This is a genomic window from Paracoccus sp. SCSIO 75233 (genome assembly GCF_027912675.1).
Taxonomy (GTDB): Bacteria; Pseudomonadota; Alphaproteobacteria; order Rhodobacterales; family Rhodobacteraceae; genus Paracoccus.
In genome coordinates, this window is the sequence record NZ_CP115757.1 from 2,756,849 (window position 1) to 2,774,604 (window position 17,756).

The 17,756-nt window shown below is 61.2% G+C and carries 17 protein-coding genes; 6 read left to right on the forward strand and 11 right to left on the reverse strand.

Annotated elements, in window-relative coordinates; genetic code table 11:
- Positions 1–17 precede the first annotated feature (17 nt).
- From PAF12_RS13425 to PAF12_RS13460, 8 genes are all read right to left on the reverse strand, one after another.
- Positions 18–1,010 carry an ABC transporter permease gene (locus tag PAF12_RS13425; protein WP_271107479.1) on the reverse strand — a complete coding sequence of 331 codons (993 nt, stop codon included), beginning with the start codon at positions 1,008–1,010 and terminating at the stop codon, positions 18–20.
- A gap of 20 nt (positions 1,011–1,030) precedes the next feature.
- The gene (locus PAF12_RS13430) at positions 1,031–2,533 is read right to left on the reverse strand and encodes a sugar ABC transporter ATP-binding protein (RefSeq protein WP_271107480.1); all 1,503 of its coding nucleotides are present in this window, start codon (positions 2,531–2,533) and stop codon (positions 1,031–1,033) included.
- Positions 2,534–2,610: 77 nt separating this feature from the next.
- Positions 2,611–3,687 (reverse strand): TMAO reductase system periplasmic protein TorT, encoded by a 1,077-nt coding sequence (gene torT, locus PAF12_RS13435; RefSeq protein ID WP_271107481.1) that lies wholly within the window; start codon positions 3,685–3,687, stop codon positions 2,611–2,613.
- 72 nt (positions 3,688–3,759) lie between these two features.
- Positions 3,760–4,731 (reverse strand): biotin-dependent carboxyltransferase family protein, encoded by a 972-nt coding sequence (locus tag PAF12_RS13440; RefSeq protein WP_271107482.1) that lies wholly within the window; start codon positions 4,729–4,731, stop codon positions 3,760–3,762.
- Positions 4,721–5,596 carry an allophanate hydrolase subunit 1 gene (locus PAF12_RS13445; RefSeq protein WP_271107483.1) on the reverse strand — a complete coding sequence of 292 codons (876 nt, stop codon included), beginning with the start codon at positions 5,594–5,596 and terminating at the stop codon, positions 4,721–4,723. Before PAF12_RS13445 ends, PAF12_RS13440 begins: the two co-directional genes overlap by 11 nt.
- A gap of 10 nt (positions 5,597–5,606) precedes the next feature.
- Positions 5,607–6,977 carry an acetyl-CoA carboxylase biotin carboxylase subunit gene (locus PAF12_RS13450; protein ID WP_271107484.1) on the reverse strand — a complete coding sequence of 457 codons (1,371 nt, stop codon included), beginning with the start codon at positions 6,975–6,977 and terminating at the stop codon, positions 5,607–5,609.
- Between the two features lies 1 nt (position 6,978).
- Entirely contained in the window at positions 6,979–7,215 is a 237-nt protein-coding gene (locus tag PAF12_RS13455; RefSeq protein WP_271107485.1) for an acetyl-CoA carboxylase, read from the reverse strand.
- A gap of 22 nt (positions 7,216–7,237) precedes the next feature.
- On the reverse strand, positions 7,238–8,014 hold the full coding sequence (locus PAF12_RS13460) for a 5-oxoprolinase subunit PxpA (protein WP_271107486.1): 777 nt from the start codon (positions 8,012–8,014) through the stop codon (positions 7,238–7,240).
- A gap of 230 nt (positions 8,015–8,244) precedes the next feature.
- Between PAF12_RS13460 and PAF12_RS13465 the strand changes: the two genes are divergently transcribed.
- The 4 genes from PAF12_RS13465 (at position 8,245) to PAF12_RS13480 (ending at position 13,141) form a co-directional block, all read left to right on the forward strand.
- Positions 8,245–9,147 (forward strand): LysR family transcriptional regulator, encoded by a 903-nt coding sequence (locus tag PAF12_RS13465; RefSeq protein WP_271107487.1) that lies wholly within the window; start codon positions 8,245–8,247, stop codon positions 9,145–9,147.
- Positions 9,148–9,412: 265 nt separating this feature from the next.
- The gene (locus PAF12_RS13470; protein WP_271107488.1) at positions 9,413–10,276 is read left to right on the forward strand and encodes a xanthine dehydrogenase family protein subunit M; all 864 of its coding nucleotides are present in this window, start codon (positions 9,413–9,415) and stop codon (positions 10,274–10,276) included.
- Positions 10,277–10,286: 10 nt separating this feature from the next.
- Positions 10,287–10,757, forward strand: a complete 471-nt coding sequence (locus tag PAF12_RS13475; protein WP_271107489.1) for a (2Fe-2S)-binding protein — start codon at positions 10,287–10,289, stop codon at positions 10,755–10,757.
- Entirely contained in the window at positions 10,757–13,141 is a 2,385-nt protein-coding gene (locus PAF12_RS13480; RefSeq protein ID WP_271107491.1) for a xanthine dehydrogenase family protein molybdopterin-binding subunit, read from the forward strand. The genes PAF12_RS13475 and PAF12_RS13480 overlap by 1 nt, the downstream gene beginning before the upstream one ends.
- Before the next feature lie 139 nt (positions 13,142–13,280).
- Here PAF12_RS13480 and PAF12_RS13485 read toward each other — a convergent pair whose 3' ends face one another.
- A complete protein-coding gene (locus PAF12_RS13485; protein WP_271107493.1) occupies positions 13,281–13,499 on the reverse strand; it encodes a hypothetical protein in 219 nt (72 codons plus the stop codon).
- A gap of 251 nt (positions 13,500–13,750) precedes the next feature.
- Between PAF12_RS13485 and PAF12_RS13490 the strand changes: the two genes are divergently transcribed.
- A complete protein-coding gene (locus tag PAF12_RS13490; RefSeq protein WP_271107495.1) occupies positions 13,751–14,932 on the forward strand; it encodes a CaiB/BaiF CoA-transferase family protein in 1,182 nt (393 codons plus the stop codon).
- Positions 14,929–16,050, forward strand: coding sequence for an extracellular solute-binding protein (locus PAF12_RS13495; protein WP_271107497.1), 1,122 nt, complete (start codon positions 14,929–14,931; stop codon positions 16,048–16,050). Before PAF12_RS13490 ends, PAF12_RS13495 begins: the two co-directional genes overlap by 4 nt.
- Positions 16,051–16,101: 51 nt before the next feature.
- Here PAF12_RS13495 and PAF12_RS13500 read toward each other — a convergent pair whose 3' ends face one another.
- Both PAF12_RS13500 and PAF12_RS13505 read right to left on the reverse strand, forming a co-directional pair.
- Positions 16,102–16,941, reverse strand: a complete 840-nt coding sequence (locus PAF12_RS13500; protein ID WP_271107499.1) for an amidohydrolase — start codon at positions 16,939–16,941, stop codon at positions 16,102–16,104.
- A gap of 37 nt (positions 16,942–16,978) precedes the next feature.
- The gene (locus tag PAF12_RS13505; RefSeq protein WP_271107500.1) at positions 16,979–17,752 is read right to left on the reverse strand and encodes an IclR family transcriptional regulator; all 774 of its coding nucleotides are present in this window, start codon (positions 17,750–17,752) and stop codon (positions 16,979–16,981) included.
- Between the last annotated feature and the right edge of the window lie 4 nt (positions 17,753–17,756).

The following is a 17,756-nucleotide window of genomic DNA, read 5'->3' on the forward strand; positions in this document are numbered from 1 at the left end:
AAATCGAAACGCCGCGATCAGCTTCCGCTGAGCAGCATACGGTAGCGGAACTGGTCGAAGATCACCGCGAGGATCAGAAGCGCACCGAGCAGCACCATCTGCATATAGGAACTCACCTGCGCGAGGTTCATCCCGTTCTGGACCAGAATGATGAAGAACGCCCCCAGCACCACGTTTTCGACCCGTCCGATGCCGCCGCGCAGCGACACACCGGCGATGACGCATGCGGCAATGGATTCGAGCGTCAATGTTCCGCCCAGATTTGCCTCGCCGGATTCCACTCGCGCGGTCAGCAACAGACCCGTGAGAGAGGCCAGCAATGCGCAGATCGCATAGGCCAGCATCAGCGTGCGCTTGGTATTGATCGCCGAAAGATGCGCGGCCTTGATATTGCCGCCGACGGCATAGATCTGGGTGCCGAGCCGGGTCCGGGACATGAAGGCCCACATGGCGGCGATGCAGATCAGCGCGATAATGACCGGGATGGGAATGCCCCATAACCGCCCAAAGCCGAACGTATCGCCAAACGCAATCGGCAGGCTGGACACCGGAACCCCGCCTGTCAGGAACAGGGCCAGACCCGCCCCGACGGAGGACACGCCGAGCGTCATGATAAAGGGCGAGACGTCGAAATAGGCGACACCGATCCCGTTCACCAGCCCGACCAGAATCGCCGCGCCAAAGCCCAGAAAGGCGCCCAGCAGGATGGCGAGCCAGATCAGATCGGGGAAAATGCCCGCAAACCAGACCATGCCAAGCGCCGAGACCACGGAGGTCAGCGCAATCGCCGTCCCGACCGAAAGGTCAAACCCGCCGGAAATCAGCACGATCATCTGCCCCAGCGAGACCAGCACCAGATAGACCGATTGTCGCGCGACATTGATCAGGTTCTGGCCGGTGAGGAATTTGGGCGAAAGGATGGTGAACACCACAAGCGCCCCGAGGAGAAAGAAGGGGAGGACACCGACTTTCACGAAAATCTTGCGAACGAAATCCGTGGGCCCTGTCATTCTTGTTTCTGTCGTCATGTTTATGCTCCGCTTTCGTCGAAGAAATATCTGAGAACCTGTTCCTCGGTCATTTCGTCCCCGCTGAGTTCGGCGGAGATGCGTCCATGCGCGAGGACGATCATTCTGTGAGAGAGGTTCATGACCTCCGGGAGATCCGAAGATATGACGACAACCGCCTTGCCGGCCTCCGCCAGTTCCTTGATCAGGCGATAGAGCGCCGCGCGCGTGCCCATATCGACGCCGACTGTCGGTTCATCGAAGATGATGATGTCGGCATTCTGGCCGAAGCATTTGCCGAACAGCACCTTCTGCTGGTTCCCGCCCGAAAGCTGCGAGACGGGTTTCGCGCGGTAGGAGGGCTGCAATTCGACGTGATCCGAAATCGCCCCGGCTTCGGACCTGATCTCAGACCATCTGATGAACTGCCGGTCGCCGCCGACCTTGTCGCCCATGATGAGATTGATCGCGAGATTGTCGCTCGACGGTTTTGCGAGATCGAGCCCCTCTGCTTTGCGGTCGGGCGACAGGTAATATATACCGGCCCGGATGATCTCGCGCGTCGAAGCGGCGCTGATGTCCCGCCCTTTAAACGCAACCGAACCGGCAACCCGCGTGGTCAGCCCCATGATGGTGCGAAACAGCCGCGACTTGCCGGACCCGACGAGACCCGCAACCCCCAGCACCTCGCCCGCCCGAACCTCAAGCGAGGCGTCGCTGATGCCCGCGGTGCGCAACCCCTCGACCGAGAGCAGGACGTCGCCGGAGCCGCGTTCAATGGGCGGGTAGATCTCCTCGATAGCGCGGCCGGTCATCATTTCGACAAGCGCATCCTCATCAGTCTCGGATATATCGACGGTGCCGATTTTTGCGCCGTCGCGCAGCACCGTGACACGGTCAGCGATGCGGGCGAATTCCTGAATCCGGTGCGAGATATAGATAATGCCGACGCCCTTGGCCTTGAGCTCCTGCACGAACTCGAACAGGTGATCGACCTCCTTATCGGTGAGCGAGGCTGTCGGCTCGTCAAGGATCAGCACCTTGAGGTCGCCGTGAAAGGCCTTGGTGATCTCGACCATCTGCTGCTGCGCCCGTGACAGATGTGCCGTGATCTCCTTCGGGTCGATGTCGAAGCCAAGCTCCAGCAGCATGTCATGGGCGCGGCGGCGCATGGTCTTGTGGTCGACGAATGGCCCCTTCATCGGCTCCCAGCCCAGAAAGATATTCTGCGCGACCGTCAGCGTCGGAATGAGCGAGAATTCCTGAAAGACCGTGTAGATCCCCTTGTTCTGCGCATCCGCAACGCTTTCGAAATGAACATCTTCGCCGTCCAGCACAAGCCGCCCGCTGCTTGGGGTGTTCGCGCCTGCGAGCATGGAAATCAGGGTGGATTTTCCGGCGCCGTTTTCACCGAAAAGGACGTGAACTTCGCCCGGTTTGAGGTCGAAATCCACAGCGTTGAGCGCAAGCACCCCCGGATATTGCTTGCTGAGGGCGCGGGTTTCGACGAGCGCGGTCGAGGTCATGGGGTATCTCCGAAAAAAAAGCGGGCCGGCAGGACAGGCCTGACCGGCCCGCAGTCCAACAGGGAGAGGATTGCGTGTCAGTTCCCGACGTTGAACACGGGCGAGAAGCCATCCGGCGGCAGGATGTTTTCACGCGCCACATCGCCGATATTCTCCGGGTCGACGACGAAGATTTTCGGGCCGACATGCTGGATATAGTCTTCGCCCTCAAGGATCCTGACCGCCTGATCGACGGCGATCCGGCCCTGAATGACCATGCTGTCGGCGGGTGCCGCCTGAATGAAGCCACGCTGGATGCCGGTATAGACGCCCGGTGTCATGTAGAAGGCCAGAAGATCGACCTTGCCCTGAAGCCCGCGCTCGCGGATCAGCCCTTGCGCGGCCTCCGCCGTCACCGCAGTCCCGGCGAGGTAGCGCACATCCGGGTTGGCTTGCAGCACGTCTTCGACCAGCTTGAGCTGCGCTTCCTTGCCGGTATCGCCGAAGCGCGGCTCCAGCACTTCGACTGCCGAGCCTTCGACGGCTTCCATAAAGCCTGCATGGGCCGCTTCGACCCAACCGGCACCTGCGGGGCCGGGGAACCAGCCGACCTGGACGGGATCGGAGCCTGCCGGGTGACGTTCGGCCAGGTAGCGGCCGGTTTCGCGGCCCATCGTGTGGAAGGAGACCAGCGATTTGGCCGAGATTTCCGGGGAGGACACGCCGTTGATGACGTCGATCACCGGAATGTCCTGACCCGCCACTTCGCCGATGACATTGTTCAGGCCGTCAAAGGAAATCGCCCCGACAATAATGGCGTCGGCATCATTGGCAACGCAGTCCTCGATCTGGCTGATCTGGCGGTTCAGCTCGGTGTAACCGCCTGCCTCGACGACATTGAGATTGACGCCAAGCCGTTCCGCCTCTGCGGTGACGCCGTAATCGACGCCGAGCCAATAGGCATCTTTCATATGCGGAAAGGACACGCAGATATTCCACGGCTGCGTGGCGCTTTCGAGCGGGGTATAGGTGACCGCGCTGACCTCTCCATCGGCGGAGAAGGCGGGTGTCACCTCTTCCGCCTCATAGGGAAACCATGCCTCCTCAGCGAGGGCCGACATCGGGATCGCGGCGGTTAGCGCCAGCGCCGATACAGTTTTCAGGATGAGTTTCATTGTTCTGACCTCCTTGTCAGTTGCAGTTAGGTTTTGCGGATTTCCGCATATTTTGTTTTTGATCTTTGGCCCTTAGACGAGCTCTTGGCGTATTTTTTCCAGCATTTCCTTGCGGCTGCGGCGCGCGGCAAGCGCCCCGGCCATATCGGTTTTCTCGAACTTGACCGGCGTGTGCGGCTGAAGCTGTCCGATCAGGTCCATATCCGCCGAGATGACCGCGCCGAGGGTGAAATAACCGCCGCCCGAGACCGCATCGCGATGAAGGACAATCGGCTCCGTGCCGCCCGGCACCTGGATGGAGCCGTAGGAGTAGCAGCCATCCACGATATTCGACGGGTCCGCACCGGCACCGAAGGGCTGCTCGCGTTCGACGAATTCAAGCGGACGACCGCCCTTGAAGCGATACCCCATCCGGTCGGCTTCCGGGGCCACGGTCCATTCATCCTCGAAAAAACCGGCACCGGCAGCATCGGTCAGGCGATGCCAGTATAATCCCGGCAGCACGCGAAGCTTCGCGGGGCTCCCCGGCATCCGGCGCAGCGCCTCGGGCACGGTCCTGCCGGCACCGGGGCCGGTCGCGCCGCCTGTCGGCAGCTCGTCGCCCGCCTGCACGGCACGGCCCTCGACGCCGCCGAGCGCACCGATCGGATAGGTCGACCGGCTGCCCAATGCGGCCGGTGTGGTGATGCCGCCGCTGACGGCGATATAGATGCGCGCACCGGCCTGAAGGAAATCGAAACTCAGCGTCTGCCCGGCTTTGACGACAAAGGAGCTCCAGGGTTCCTGCACCTCGCCATCCACCTTGGTCGGCAAGCTCGCCCCGGTCACGGCGACCGTCGCGTCCTTTGTGAACTCGATCTGCGGGCCCATGAACACCGCTTCGAGACAGGCCGCCCCCTCGTCATTGCCGACCAGCATATTTGCGCAGCGCAGCGCGAAGCGGTCCATGGCGCCACCCATCGGAATGCCGAGATGGAAATAACCGGGACGTCCGAGATCCTGAATCGATGTGGCGAGGCCGGGGTTTACAATCTTAAGCGTCATTGAGGGCCTCCAGCAATTTGGCGTTGTAGCCGGGCATGTCGGCATTGAACTCATCAAGATCGAATTCGACCTCGGCAATGCGTGGCTCATAGGTTCCGTCTTCGACCGCCTTGACGATGGCGTCGTATTCGGCGCGATCGATCGGCTTCCATTTCACGATGTCTCCGGGTTTGAAAAACACCATGAAATCCTTGAGATAGGACACTTTTTGCGCCGGATCGTAGATCGGCATCGGCGTCACACCGAACATCTGGTAGCCGCCCGCGCCGCGCACCGAGTAGGTGCAGGAAAAACAGCCGCCATAGCCGACCGTCAGCTTGGGCGTGTCCGTGCGCGGGCGCAGATATTTCGGCACCTCGATCTGCTTTTCACGCTCTACGAGCTGATACAGAAACGGCAGCCCCGCGACGAAACCGACCATGGAGACGAACCACGGCTGCGAATGATGCGCCTCGATAAAGGCCTCGACACTGTCATAGCCGTTGATGCGGGCGGCATATTCGAGATCGGTCCCGTTCGGATCCTGATGGCGTTCGCGGAAGCGCATCAGCGTCTCATGCGTCCACGGATCCTGATAATAGACCGGGACTTCGACAATCCGCGTGTTGAGACGCTTCTCGGCGGACTCGGCGCGGTGCTCAAGCTCCTTGATCCGGCTCATAATGTCGTCGGGGTCGATGACATCGGGGTCGAAGCGCACCTGAAACGACGCGTTCGCCGGACAGATTTCCGTCACGCCTTCGATATTCGCTTCGCGCACCGCGTTGCTCATGGAGAGCGACTTGAAGAACGCGTCGAGGGACATTTCGTCATCCATCTCGACATAGACGTGCTCGTCGCCTCCGAATGTGTATCTGGTCTTCATCATGACCTCCTCACGAGTTTTCGGGCTTGAGGTTTCCGGCATCCAGCCACGCCTCCAGCCATTGGGTATGGAAATCGCCGGAGGCGACGGTCGGGTCGGCGGCAAGGGCCTTGTGGAGCGGGATGGTGGTTTTCAGACCCCCGATTTCCAGCCCGTTCAGCGCCGCCGCCATCCGTGCAATCGCGTCCGCGCGGTCCGCGCCATGCACGATCAGCTTCCCGATCAGCGAATCGTAGAAGGGCGGAATCTGGTAGCCCTCATAGATGAAGTGATCGAAGCGAATGCCGTCGCCCTCGGGGATCTTCAGGGTTTCGACCTTGCCCGGAAATGGCAGGAACTGCATGAACGGGTCTTCGGCGTTCAGGCGCACTTCGATGGCGTGCCCGTTTCGCTTGACCTCGTCCTGGGTGACGCTCAGATCCTGACCGCCGCAGACCCGGATCATTTCCTGCACCAGATCGATGCCGGTGATCATCTCGGTCACGGGATGCTCGACCTGAATTCGGGTGTTCATCTCGATAAAGAAGAATTCCCGGGTCTCCTCCTCATAGAGATATTCCAGCGTGCCCGCGCCGCGATAATTCACCGCTTCGGCCAAAGCGACCGCAGACTGGCACAGATGCTGCCTTGTGTCTTCGTCGAGACAGGCGGCCCCGGCCTCTTCCCAGACTTTCTGGCGGCGGCGTTGCAGCGAACATTCGCGCTCGTAAAAATGCACCGCGCGCTTGCCGTCACCGACGATCTGGACCTCGATATGGCGCGGCGACCGGACGGCGCGTTCGACATAAAGACCGCCATCCCCGAATGCCGCTGCGGCTTCGGCCTGCGCCTGCGGCGCGAGGGTTCTGAGTTCCTCCTCGCTGTTGGCGATACGGATCCCGCGCCCGCCGCCGCCGGCTGCGGCCTTGACCATTACCGGGTAGCCGACATCTGCGGCGACCGCGATGGCATCATCGACGTTCTCGATCCGCCCCTTCGATCCGGGCACGACCGGCACCCCTGCCGCTTCGGCGGCCTGACGGGCGGCAACCTTGTCGCCCATTCGCTCTATCGTGTCGGCCGACGGTCCGACAAAGACAATCCCGGCCTGCTCAATCGCCCGCGCAAATCCGGGGCTTTCCGAAAGAAAACCATAGCCGGGATGAACCGCACCGGCGGATGTCTCGATTGCCGCAGAAACGACCTTGTCAATGTTCAGATAGGAATCAGATGCCTTGGCCGGGCCAATGCAGATGGATTCGTCCGCCAGCTTGACGGCCATCATATCAGCATCGCCTTCGGAATAGGCCTGAATCGTCGTGATGCCGAGTGACTGGGCCGCCCGAATAATGCGAACCGCGATCTCGCCACGGTTGGCAATAAGCAGTCGATCAATGCCCATATCAGTCCGCCACGTCAGCGAGTTGCTGCCCCGCAGTCACGGGATGACCGTCTTCGGCGACATAGGCGGTAAATGTCCCCTCGATCTCCGATTTCACCTCGATAAAGGTCTTCATCACCTCAATCAGGCCGACCGTGTCTCCGACTCTGACCGGATCGCCCGGCGTCTTGTAGGGCTCGGCCTCGGGCGACGGTTTCATGTAAAACGTGCCGGGCAGCGGCGACAAAATATGGGCCATGTTCTTCTCCCTTGAAGTCTTGTTAAAGCCCCAGAACAGCAGCTGCTGGAGCGATTGTTATTCCCGCCTCGATCAGGCCGGCGCGGATCGCCTTGCCGACTTCGAGCGCACCGGGGGTGTCGGAGTGAAAGCAGATGGATTCGAATTCGACGCTGATGTCTTCGCCATCGACGGTCGTCACCACGCCCTCCCTGCAGGCGCGGACACATTTGGCCGCGATCTCTTCGGGTTTGGGCCGCGACACACGCCGCGCAAACACGATGGAGCCTGACTTGTCGTAGTCGCGATCCGCATAGAACTCCCGGACGACAGGATGACCGGCGCGGCGCGCGACATCGTAGGTCTTGGAGGTCCCCATGCAGAACAGGATTGCGGTAGCACAGGTTTTCCCAAGCGTGTCGACGATCTGTTCGGACAGTTCCTCGTTGACTGCCGCTTCCATATAAAGCGCGCCATGCGGCTTCACATGCTGCAACTGGATGCCATAGCGACGCCCGAATTCGCGGATGGCGCCGACCTGATAGACGATGTCATTCACCAGCTCTTCGGGTTTGGCATTGATGTAGCGCCGCCCGAAGCCCTGAAGATCGCGATAGCCGGGATGCGCGCCAAGCCCGACACCGTAGGTTTGCGCGAGCCTGACCACGCGGTCCATGGAGTTCGGATCGCCTGCGTGGAACCCGGCGGCGATATTGGCCGAACTGATGAGCGCCATGATATCTTCATCAGGCGCCTCACCCAGCGTCCATTGGCCAAAGCCCTCACCCATGTCGCAGTTCAGGTCCACCTTGTCTTTCATCGCAAACATCCTGTTATGGTTCGAAAAACCATTACAAAACGCTTCCGCAATTGGAATTTGTTTGTTCTGAGGGAGCAATATCGGAATTTCCGATATTAACAGGATCGCTACAGCCCTTGCGAATAAAGATAAATTTCTCCATTTCGTCTGAATGAATATTTGCGTAATCGGTTTTTCCGATGTTCGTAGAAATAGTTTTCTGTTATTCGATACAGATGAACCTGAGACATTTGAAATATTTCGTTGCCACGGCGGAAACCGGACAGGTCAGCCGGGCGGCCAATGTCCTGTCGATCTCGCAATCCTCGGTGACGGGCGCGATCAAGGATCTTGAAATCACGCTTGGGGCGGAGCTGTTCATCCGCACGTCACAGGGAATGGAGCTGACCGATTCCGGCCGGGAGTTTCTGGCGGCTTCGCGTGAAATTCTTGATAAGGTGGAGGAGGCGAGGAAGCTGACCAGACGCCGCTCCGATGTAAGCGGTCAGATCTCGCTGGCTGCAACCTACACGGTCATCGGATATTTCCTGCCGTATCATATCGACCGTCTGGCACGGCAACATCCCGGCCTCGACATCCAGCTTCACGAGCTTAACCGCGAAAGCATCGAGGATGGGTTGCTCTCGAACCGGTTCGATCTGGCGGTGCTGCTGACATCGAATATCAACAATCCCGAGCTGGAATCGGAAACCCTCATGAAATCCTCACGACGTTTATGGGTCCCGAACGGGCATCGGTTCCTGGACGAAAACAAGGCGAGGTTCGAAGATATCGCGCAGGAAAACTACATCATGCTGACCGTCGATGAGACGGCGCATACCACGATGAAGTATTGGAGCAAAACCAACTTCCGACCGAAGACAAAGGTACGGACGTCATCCGTGGAAGCCGTCAGGTCGATGGTTGCCAATGGACAGGGCGTCTCGATCCTTTCGGATATGGTGTACCGACCCTGGTCGCTGGAGGGCAAACGCCTTGAAACCCTGTCCACCGATTTTGAACCGCCGACAATGGATGTTGGCCTGGCCTGGCGAAAAAACGCGGAGTTCTCACCAGCCATGCATCTTCTGGTGGATTACTTCAAACAATGCTTTGTATCGCCGCAAATGCCTCAGTTCAGCGGGCGCAAATAGCTAGGCTGGTCGGGATGCGCAGCGTCCTGTTACGAAGCTGACGACTGGCTACGGCATGGGCGATTGCGTGCGACGGCTCGTGACGGCATCCCGCCTTGCCATACGCCGGAACGCCTTCAATATTTCCGATAATACCATTTTCAAAAATTGAATTTTGCATGACCTGCCACGCTCTCTATCCTGTCGTGTCAGGAGCTTTCTGCCGGATGCGATTGAACGCCTGAACTGAAGGTTCCCCAGGGAAACCAATGGAAGGCTCGCTTCAGTGGCCATAAACAACAACCCGACATTTTACTCGCCAGCGGATCTGGATCAGGCAGTTACCATGCTTCAGGATCTCGGCGATGGCGCACTGCCGGTCGCCGGCGCGACGTGGATCATGCGCGCGCCAACCCGCGGGGAAAAGATCGCTGATATCTTTGTCAATCTTTCCACCATTCCGGGCATGCACGACATAGATGTTGGTGAGGAAAGCGTTTCCATCGGTGCTATGGCAACACAGGATGCGATTGCGGCGGCGCTGGCGGGTCATTCGGATTTGGCGGCCCTGACCGTTGCCACGGGGTACACGGCCAATCCGGCGATCCGGCGGGCGGCGACAATTGGCGGGAATATCGCCACGGTTGATTTTGCCGCCTCCGACATCGTTCCGGCTTTGCTGGCACTTGAGGCGAAGGTCGAGATCATCGCGCCGAACGGCGGAAACATGCTGTCTATGGTCGATTTTCTGGCCAAACGCAGAACCCTTGGCCGGTCCAGCCTGATTGCCCGCATCGTGATACCGCGCCAAGGACGGATCAGCACCCATTCGCGGATCACCTTGCGCAAGGCCGGTGACTATCCGGTCGCCAATCTGTCCACCGCCATATCGGTCCGGGAAGACGGCGAAATCGCAGCCGCTTGCGTGGCTGTCGGCGGCGTCGAGCCTGTCGCGAAACGCTGGACCGGTCTCGAAAATACCATAACCGGGCGCAAGCTCGATGCCGGAGAAATCCGCGACATCGCTGCCGATTATGCCGATGAGTTTTCTGGCCGCGACGCCCCCGGCGTGCCGGGTTGGTATCGCTTGCGGCTTTTGCCAGTGCTGGCGGAAAAAGCGTTCCGCTTCATCCAGAAGAACCACGCATAAGGAGCCGGACGTGACCACGAGCCTGAAAATCAATGGCGAGGAGCGCATTCTCACTTGTGACCCGCGAACCGCCCTGCTCGATGCCTTGCGGGGCGAACTGCGCCTGACGGGCACAAAGGATGTCTGCCGCGAGGGCTTCTGCGGGGCCTGCACCGTCCATGTCGACGGCAAGCCGATGTCCTCCTGCCTGCTGCCCGTGGGCAAGCTGGAGGGCCGTTCCATTGTCACCATTGAAGGCATATCGGACGGGGCAACGCTGAATGCGGTTCAGCAGGCCTTTATCGACGAGGACGTTGTGCAATGCGGCATGTGCTTTCCCGGCATGGTCATGACGCTAAGCACCTATTTGCGCGACAACCCCTCAGCCAACCGCGACGCTGTGAAATACGCTCTGGTCGGCAATGCCTGCCGCTGCACCGGGTACGAGCGCATCGTTGATGCAGCAATGTCTGTCGTGATGGCGCAAGAGGACGCAGGATGATGTCAGATCAGACGATTGCCGATAAGGCCGTGATGAATTTCCCGCGCCGCGATGCGCGTGACAAGGTGACGGGTCGGACCCGGTTCACGGTCGATACCGGCGGCTCCGACGTGCTGCATGCCGCGCTGCTGCGCTCCGACAAGGCCTCGGCGCGGATCGTCGCGCTCAATGTGGAGGCGGCGCGCAAGATGCCCGGTGTCCGCGCCATCGCTACGGCGGAGGATGTGCCGGGTCTTTACGGCATCGGCATCGCCGACCACCCGCTGCTGGCAAAAGATGTCGTCCGCTATCATGGCGAGCCGATTGCCGCCATTGCCGCCGATACGCTGGAACAGGCCCGCGCCGCAATTGAGGCCATCGAACTGAACCTCGAACCGCTGCCCGCCATTCTGACGATGGCCGAGGCTCTGGCCGATGACGCGCCGCTGATCCATCCGCAGTGGCAGGACTATGAAGTCCTGCTCGAAGGCGCCGACCGGGGCGGCAATATCGCCTGGGAGGCCGTGGTCGAACGCGGCGATGCCGATGCGGCCTTTGCCCGCGACGATGTCACCATCGTGGAGGGCTGCTACGAGGTTGGCCGGCAGAGCCATGTCCCGCTGGAGCCGCGCGCGGCGGTCGTGTCCTACGAGGACGGGCGGTTCCATGTGCACGCCTCGACGCAGGTGCCGTGGACGGTTCGCGCGGTCACGGCGCGTGTGCTGGGTGTTCCCGAGTCAGATGTGCGCGTGACCGTACCGGCAGTGGGCGGCGGTTTCGGGCTGAAATTCGATGCCTCTATCGAGCCATGCGCCGCCGTGCTGGCCCGCATGACCGGGCGCAGCGTGTCCATCATCAACACCCGCCGCGAAGAACAGATGACCTGCCTGTCGCGTGAGAATGCGGAGATCAAAATCCGCTCGGCCGTGACCTCGGATGGCGAGATCGTGGGCCGCGAAGCCACGGTGCTGATGGATTGCGGCGCCTATGGCGGGGAGCAGGTGTTTCTGACCACCATGACCACGCATACGCTTGGCGGTAATTATCGGCTTGGCGCGGTGCGGATCGTCAGCCGGGCGGTTTATACCAATACCCCGCCGAACGGGGCGTTCCGTGCCTGTAACGGCGTCTATAACATCTTCGCCCTCGAACGGCACACGGATGAAATCGCCGATGCGATTGGCATGGACCGGATGGAATATCGCCGTCGTCATGTTCTGGGCGATCAGGATCTTGCCGCCACCGGGCAGGTCTATGACGGCGAGGTGCTGCGCCCGATGCTCGACCGCATGGACACGCTGCGCGCCCGCAGCGGCTCTCACCAACAGACGGCAGGCAACCGCCTTTATGGGGAGGCAACGACGGTCGGCACCTGGTTTATCTTCGTCGGCCCGTCGGCAGCGACGGTGAACCTGAACCACGATGGCAGCGCCACGCTGGTCACATCGGGGGTCGAGATCGGTCAGGGCACGATGATGCAGGCCCTGCCGCAGATCGTGGCCGCCAATCTGGGCATTTCGCCAAAGGATGTGATCGTCAAAGCCGCCGATACGGACGGTGCCGGTCGCGATCTGGGCGTCGGCGGCGGGCGCACGACGGTTTCCATCGGTGCCGCGAGCGAGGCCGCCTGCGCCGTGGTCCGCGACAAGCTGCTCGAAGTAGCAAGCGAAATGCTGCAAACCCCGCCACGGGATCTCGTCCTTGCCGGCGGACGGATCGAAATCCGGGACCGTCCGGGCTCCGGAACGACGATCCAGAAGGTCGTGGCCGAGACCGAGGCCCGTTTCGGCCCGGTATCGGGCAGCGGCGCCTTCACCACCCCGCCTTTCGAAAGCAAGCCCGGCTGCGCCTTCGGCCATTTCATCGACGCGATTCAGCCAGTCTTTGCGGTCCATAATTGTGAACTGGCAATCGATCCCGATACCGGAAAGGTCGATATTCTGTCCTATCGCGTCGTGCAGGATGTCGGTCGGGCGCTGAACCCGAGGGCCATTCACGGCCAGATTCAGGGCGGCGTCGTTCAAGGCTTCGGCTATGCGCTGCACGAGGAAATCACCATCAACGAGCATGGCGCTTTCGATCAGACCGGGTTCGAGACCTATCTTCTGCCGCTCGCATCCGACAGCATTCCGGTCGAGTTCGACCTCTATGAAGGCGCACCGACGATTGGCCCGTTCGGCGCCAAAGGGGCGGGTGAAATTCCGATCCTCAATGTCGCGGCAACGATCGGCTGCGCTGTCGCCAATGCAACCGGCAAGCAGGTCTCCTCGATGCCACTTACACCCGCAAAGATCGCGGCACTTATTGATGATCGCAGCCCGCGATTGACCCACGATCACATCAGTCCGGTGTGGCGAGAAAACACGCTGCGCAAATCTGGGAAGAGCAGGCCAAACCCCTGCTGATCAACGAAAGAGCAGCGGATCACAAACGCCTAGCCATCAACTTCCGCTGACAGTGATTGTCCTGAAACGGTCGCTGGCAACCTGAGCTGACCCGGATAATGGCCGCACTCTGCAGCAGGGTCTTTTCCCGGCGACCGCCCTATTCGGTAGGCGTCCCGGCAGATCGTCGCGTGAGTTTTTTCAGAACCGGCGGAACTGCGACCGTCAGGATCAGCAGGGCGATCAACACCATGCAGATCGGTCGCGTGAACAGGATATACTCGCCCCTCACATCAAGCAGCAGCGACAGCCGCAGATTGCTCTCGATCAGCGGACCCAGAATAACGCCAAGCGCAACGGGGTTAGCTCCGCTCTGCAACTGGCTCCGTCCCCTGTCATCGCTTCATTCGTCACCTCCAGACAGAAAGGGATCGCATAAAGATCGATCAGAGGAACTATTTCATCGCGATTTTCCAGCTCCAGCCAGCGAAAGATGACACTGTCCGCAACCTGCCGCAAATCGCCCATCAAGGCCACAATCTGAACCATCCTATAAAATTTACATATGAACTTGTCAGGCACTGATGAATAATCTAGCGTGCGAGGAGATAAGCTGAGGGAGCAGACCAATTGAGTAGCGAGCAATCGGAAACCGAGGCTGGACCCCTTCAGGATCTCCCGCTCAGCGGCATCGTCGTTGTCGATCTCAGTCAGTTCCTGTCAGGGCCGTATTGTTCGCTGCGGCTTTCGGATCTCGGGGCACGGGTGATCAAGGTGGAACGACCGGGGCAAGGCGATCTGTCGCGGCAGCTTTACCTGTCCGATACGGAGGTCGGGGGCGACAGCACCATCTTTCATGCCATCAACCGGGGGAAAGAGAGCATTGCGCTCGATCTGAAAGACCCGGCGGATCTGGCGGCGCTGAAGGCGTTGCTCAGCCAGGCGGATGTGGTGATCCAGAATTTCCGGCCCGGTGTGGCGGCGCGGATGGGGCTGGACTGGGAGTCGGTGCGGGCGATCAATCCGCGCATCGTCTATGGCTCGATCAGCGGATACGGCACAAGCGGGCCTTGGGTCGGGCTGCCGGGGCAGGATCTGCTGGCGCAGGCGCGCTCCGGTCTGATGTGGCTGACCGGCGATGAAGGACAGGGGCCAGTGCCGATGGGGCTGGCGGTTGCCGATATGATGGCCGGGGTGGCGCTCAGCCAGGGCATTCTGGCGGCACTGGTCGGTCGGGGCGTTTCGGGCAAGGGGCGGCTGGTGGAAACCAGTCTGATGGAGGCGCTGGTCGATCTGCAATTCGAGGTTCTGACCACCTATCTCAATGACGGGCGCCGGACACCCCGGCGGGCGGCGCGAAACAGTGCGCATGCTTACCTGTCGGCGCCTTACGGGGTTTACGAATGCAGCGATGGCTATCTGGCGCTTGCGATGACGCCGCTGCCCGCCCTGTTCGCGCTTTTGGGGATGTCTGATCTGACCGGGGGCAGCCCCGACGCCGGGTTCCGCCACCGAGACGACATCAAGGCCGCACTCGCCGCGCATTTGCGGCAGGAGACGGTGGCGCATTGGCTGTCGGTTCTGCAACCCGCCGATATCTGGTGTGCGGAGGTGATGGACTGGCCATCACTGCTCGACAGCGCGGGCTTTGCGGAGCTGGACATGCTGCAGACGGTGACCCGCAGCGACGGCATCCGCATCGAGACCACCCGTACGCCGCTGACGCTTGACGGTGTCCGGCCGGCAAATCCGCTGGCAGCACCCAAGGTCGGCGCGGATACCGACAGGATCCGGAAGGAGTTCAATCTGTGACCACACTCAAGGGCATGACCTGGAACCACCCGCGCGGCTATGATCCGATGGTTGCCGTGACCCGTGAATGGTCGGCGCTGTCCGGGGTCGGCATCGACTGGGACAAGCGCTCGTTACAGGATTTTGAGAGCTACCCGGTGGAGGAGCTGGCGCGGCAATATGATCTGATCGTGGTGGATCACCCCCATGTCGGCCAGATCACGGCCGAGGGCTGTCTGCATCCGCTGCCTGACCTCCCCGACATCGCCGGGGGCAGTCTGGGCCAGTCTTATCCCAGCTATAATTGGGGCGGACAGCAATGGGCTTATCCGATTGATGCCGCCGCGCAGGTGCAGGCGATCCGCCCGGATCTGATCGGCGGGCCGCTGACCGGCTGGGATGAGGTTCTGGAACTGGCGCGGCAGGGCCGGGTCGCGCTGCCGCTGCGCGCGCCGCATGTGCTGATGTGTTTCTTCACCCTGACCGCCAATGCCGGGCATGTCTGCCACAATGACGGGCCGGGGCAATTCGTCGACCGGGACGCTGGCATTCAGGCGCTCGACCGACTTGCACGGCTGGCGCGGCTGGTCGATCCGGCCTGTTACGACATGGACCCGATCGCGGTTTTCGAGCGGATGGTCAGCGGCAATGACATCGCCTGCGTGCCGCTGATCTACGGCTATGTCAGCTATGCGCTGAGCGGCACCGCCGGGCCACGACTGTCCTTCCACGACATTCCTGAAACGGCGCCCTGCGCCGGGGTCAAAGGTTCGGCACTTGGGGGAACGGGGATCGCGGTTTCGGCTTTTGGCAAGCATATCGACCATGCGGTCGATTTTGCAAAAACCGTAGCTGGCTCTGCCATGCAGCGTGGCGTTTACGCACGGGCCGGGGGACAGGTCGGTCATCGGCAGGCATGGATTGATCCTGCGGTCGATGCGGCGGCTGGCGGGTTCTACTCGGGCACGATCCGCACGTTGGAGGCAGCCTCGCTGCGTCCGCGCCATGACGGTTACATGCCGTTTCAGCAGGCGGCGTCAGAGCGGATCGTTGCGGCGCTGAAGCATGGTGATTTCGGGCGAGCCGTGGACGATCTTCAGCAGCTGTTCGACCAGACATTCGGGCCGGGCGCGGCGTAACAGACTGCGCGCAGGCGTGGGCCCGGCAGGGGGGCTGCCGGGCGGGCCGGGTCAGGCGATTTTCCAGATGCGGGCGGCATTGGCGGAGAACAGGGCGCGCTGCTCGTCTTCCGAGGCATCGGCGAATAACTCGCGCGCGGCGGAGACCCATTTCGTCAGACCGCCGCCCAATGTGCAGACGAACCAGTCGCTGCCCCAGACCAGCCGGTCGAACCCGAAGCTTTCGACGATATGATCTGTCCAGCGGCGCAAGTCATCTGCGGCCCAGCCTGCGCTTGCATAGGCGGGAATGCCGGAGATTTTCGCGCTGACATTCTCATGCTGCGACAGGCGGGTGATGTCTGCCGCCCAGCTGTCGAACGCGCCGCCTGCGATGTCGGGCACGCCGCAATGATCCAGCACGAATTGCGTGTCGGGTGCGGCGGCGACGAGTTCCGTTGCAAGCGGAAGCTGGCGGGCCAGCACGCAGATGTCGAATGGCAGACCGGCGCGGCCGAGGCTGTGGATATTGCGCCGGAAGGTCCCGGTTTGCGAGACTTCGTCGGGGACCACATGCAGCGCGCGGCGGAAACCGACGATCAGGCGATGCGCAAGGGCGCGCTCCACCTCTGCTGCGAAACCGTCATTCTCGGGTCGGCAGGCGGAGATGACGCCGACAATCGGCACGTCCTCATGCGGCGGCAGGCTTTCGATGAAATCCGTCTCGGCGGCGATCATGTCGGGGGCGACGTCGACCTCCATATGCAAGGCGCGTGTGATGCCGCATTTGGCAGCCTCCGTGGCATATTCGCCGTAGCTCCAGTCGCGTTCCAGTTCTCCCGCGCCATCGAGCCACGGATAGCGCAGCACGCCGCGATCCACGAGATGAAGATGCGTATCCAGAATATCCATTTTCCTCCTCCGCCGGACTGTCGGGCCGGGCTTTTTTCTATGGTTGCTTTGTCCCCGTGTCGGCCATGTCGGACAGAACCGCACAGGTCTCGACCAGCATATGCGTGCAATCCGACATATCCGGCGCGTCGGGTACGTTCACCAGCGGCAGATAGGGCACGGTCAGTGCTGCGATGGCGGAACCGTCGCTGGCAATGACCGGGGCCGACAGGTTGAAGACCCCCGCCGTCTGGGCTGACGGCATGCTTTCATATCCCTGCTCGCGGATACGCTGAAACCGGTTCGCCAGAGAGGCCGGGATATCCTTGCTGCGATCAATCCGGTTTTCGGAGATCATCATCGCCCGCCTTTCGGGAGAGCTGAACGCCAGCAACACATGGCCAGAGCCTGTATCGAACAGGCTGATATGGGAGCCGACGCGGATGCTGATGCCCCAATATCCCGGCGCTTCCTGCTGCGCGATGACAACCACCTGCCCGCGATCGAAAACCGCCAACTGGTTCGCCTGCCGGGTGCGATGCGCCAGTTCGCGCATCAGCGGCGTGGCATAGCTGACCAGCCGCCGTGTCGGCGCGTGAAGCTGTGCGAGGCCGAAAAGCTTCAGCGTCAGTGCAAACCGGTCGCCCTCGATCCGTGTGACATAGCCGCGCTTCTGCAACCGGTCGAGCATCCTGTAGAACTCGTTCGGGCTGCGATCCAGATGTTTGGCAATCTCTGCCTGGGTCAGGCCGCCGTCGATACCGGCAAGAAGTTCAAGAATATCCAGCCCCTTATCAAGCGCGGGCGCGCGGTACCGATCATCGTCTGACATTGTT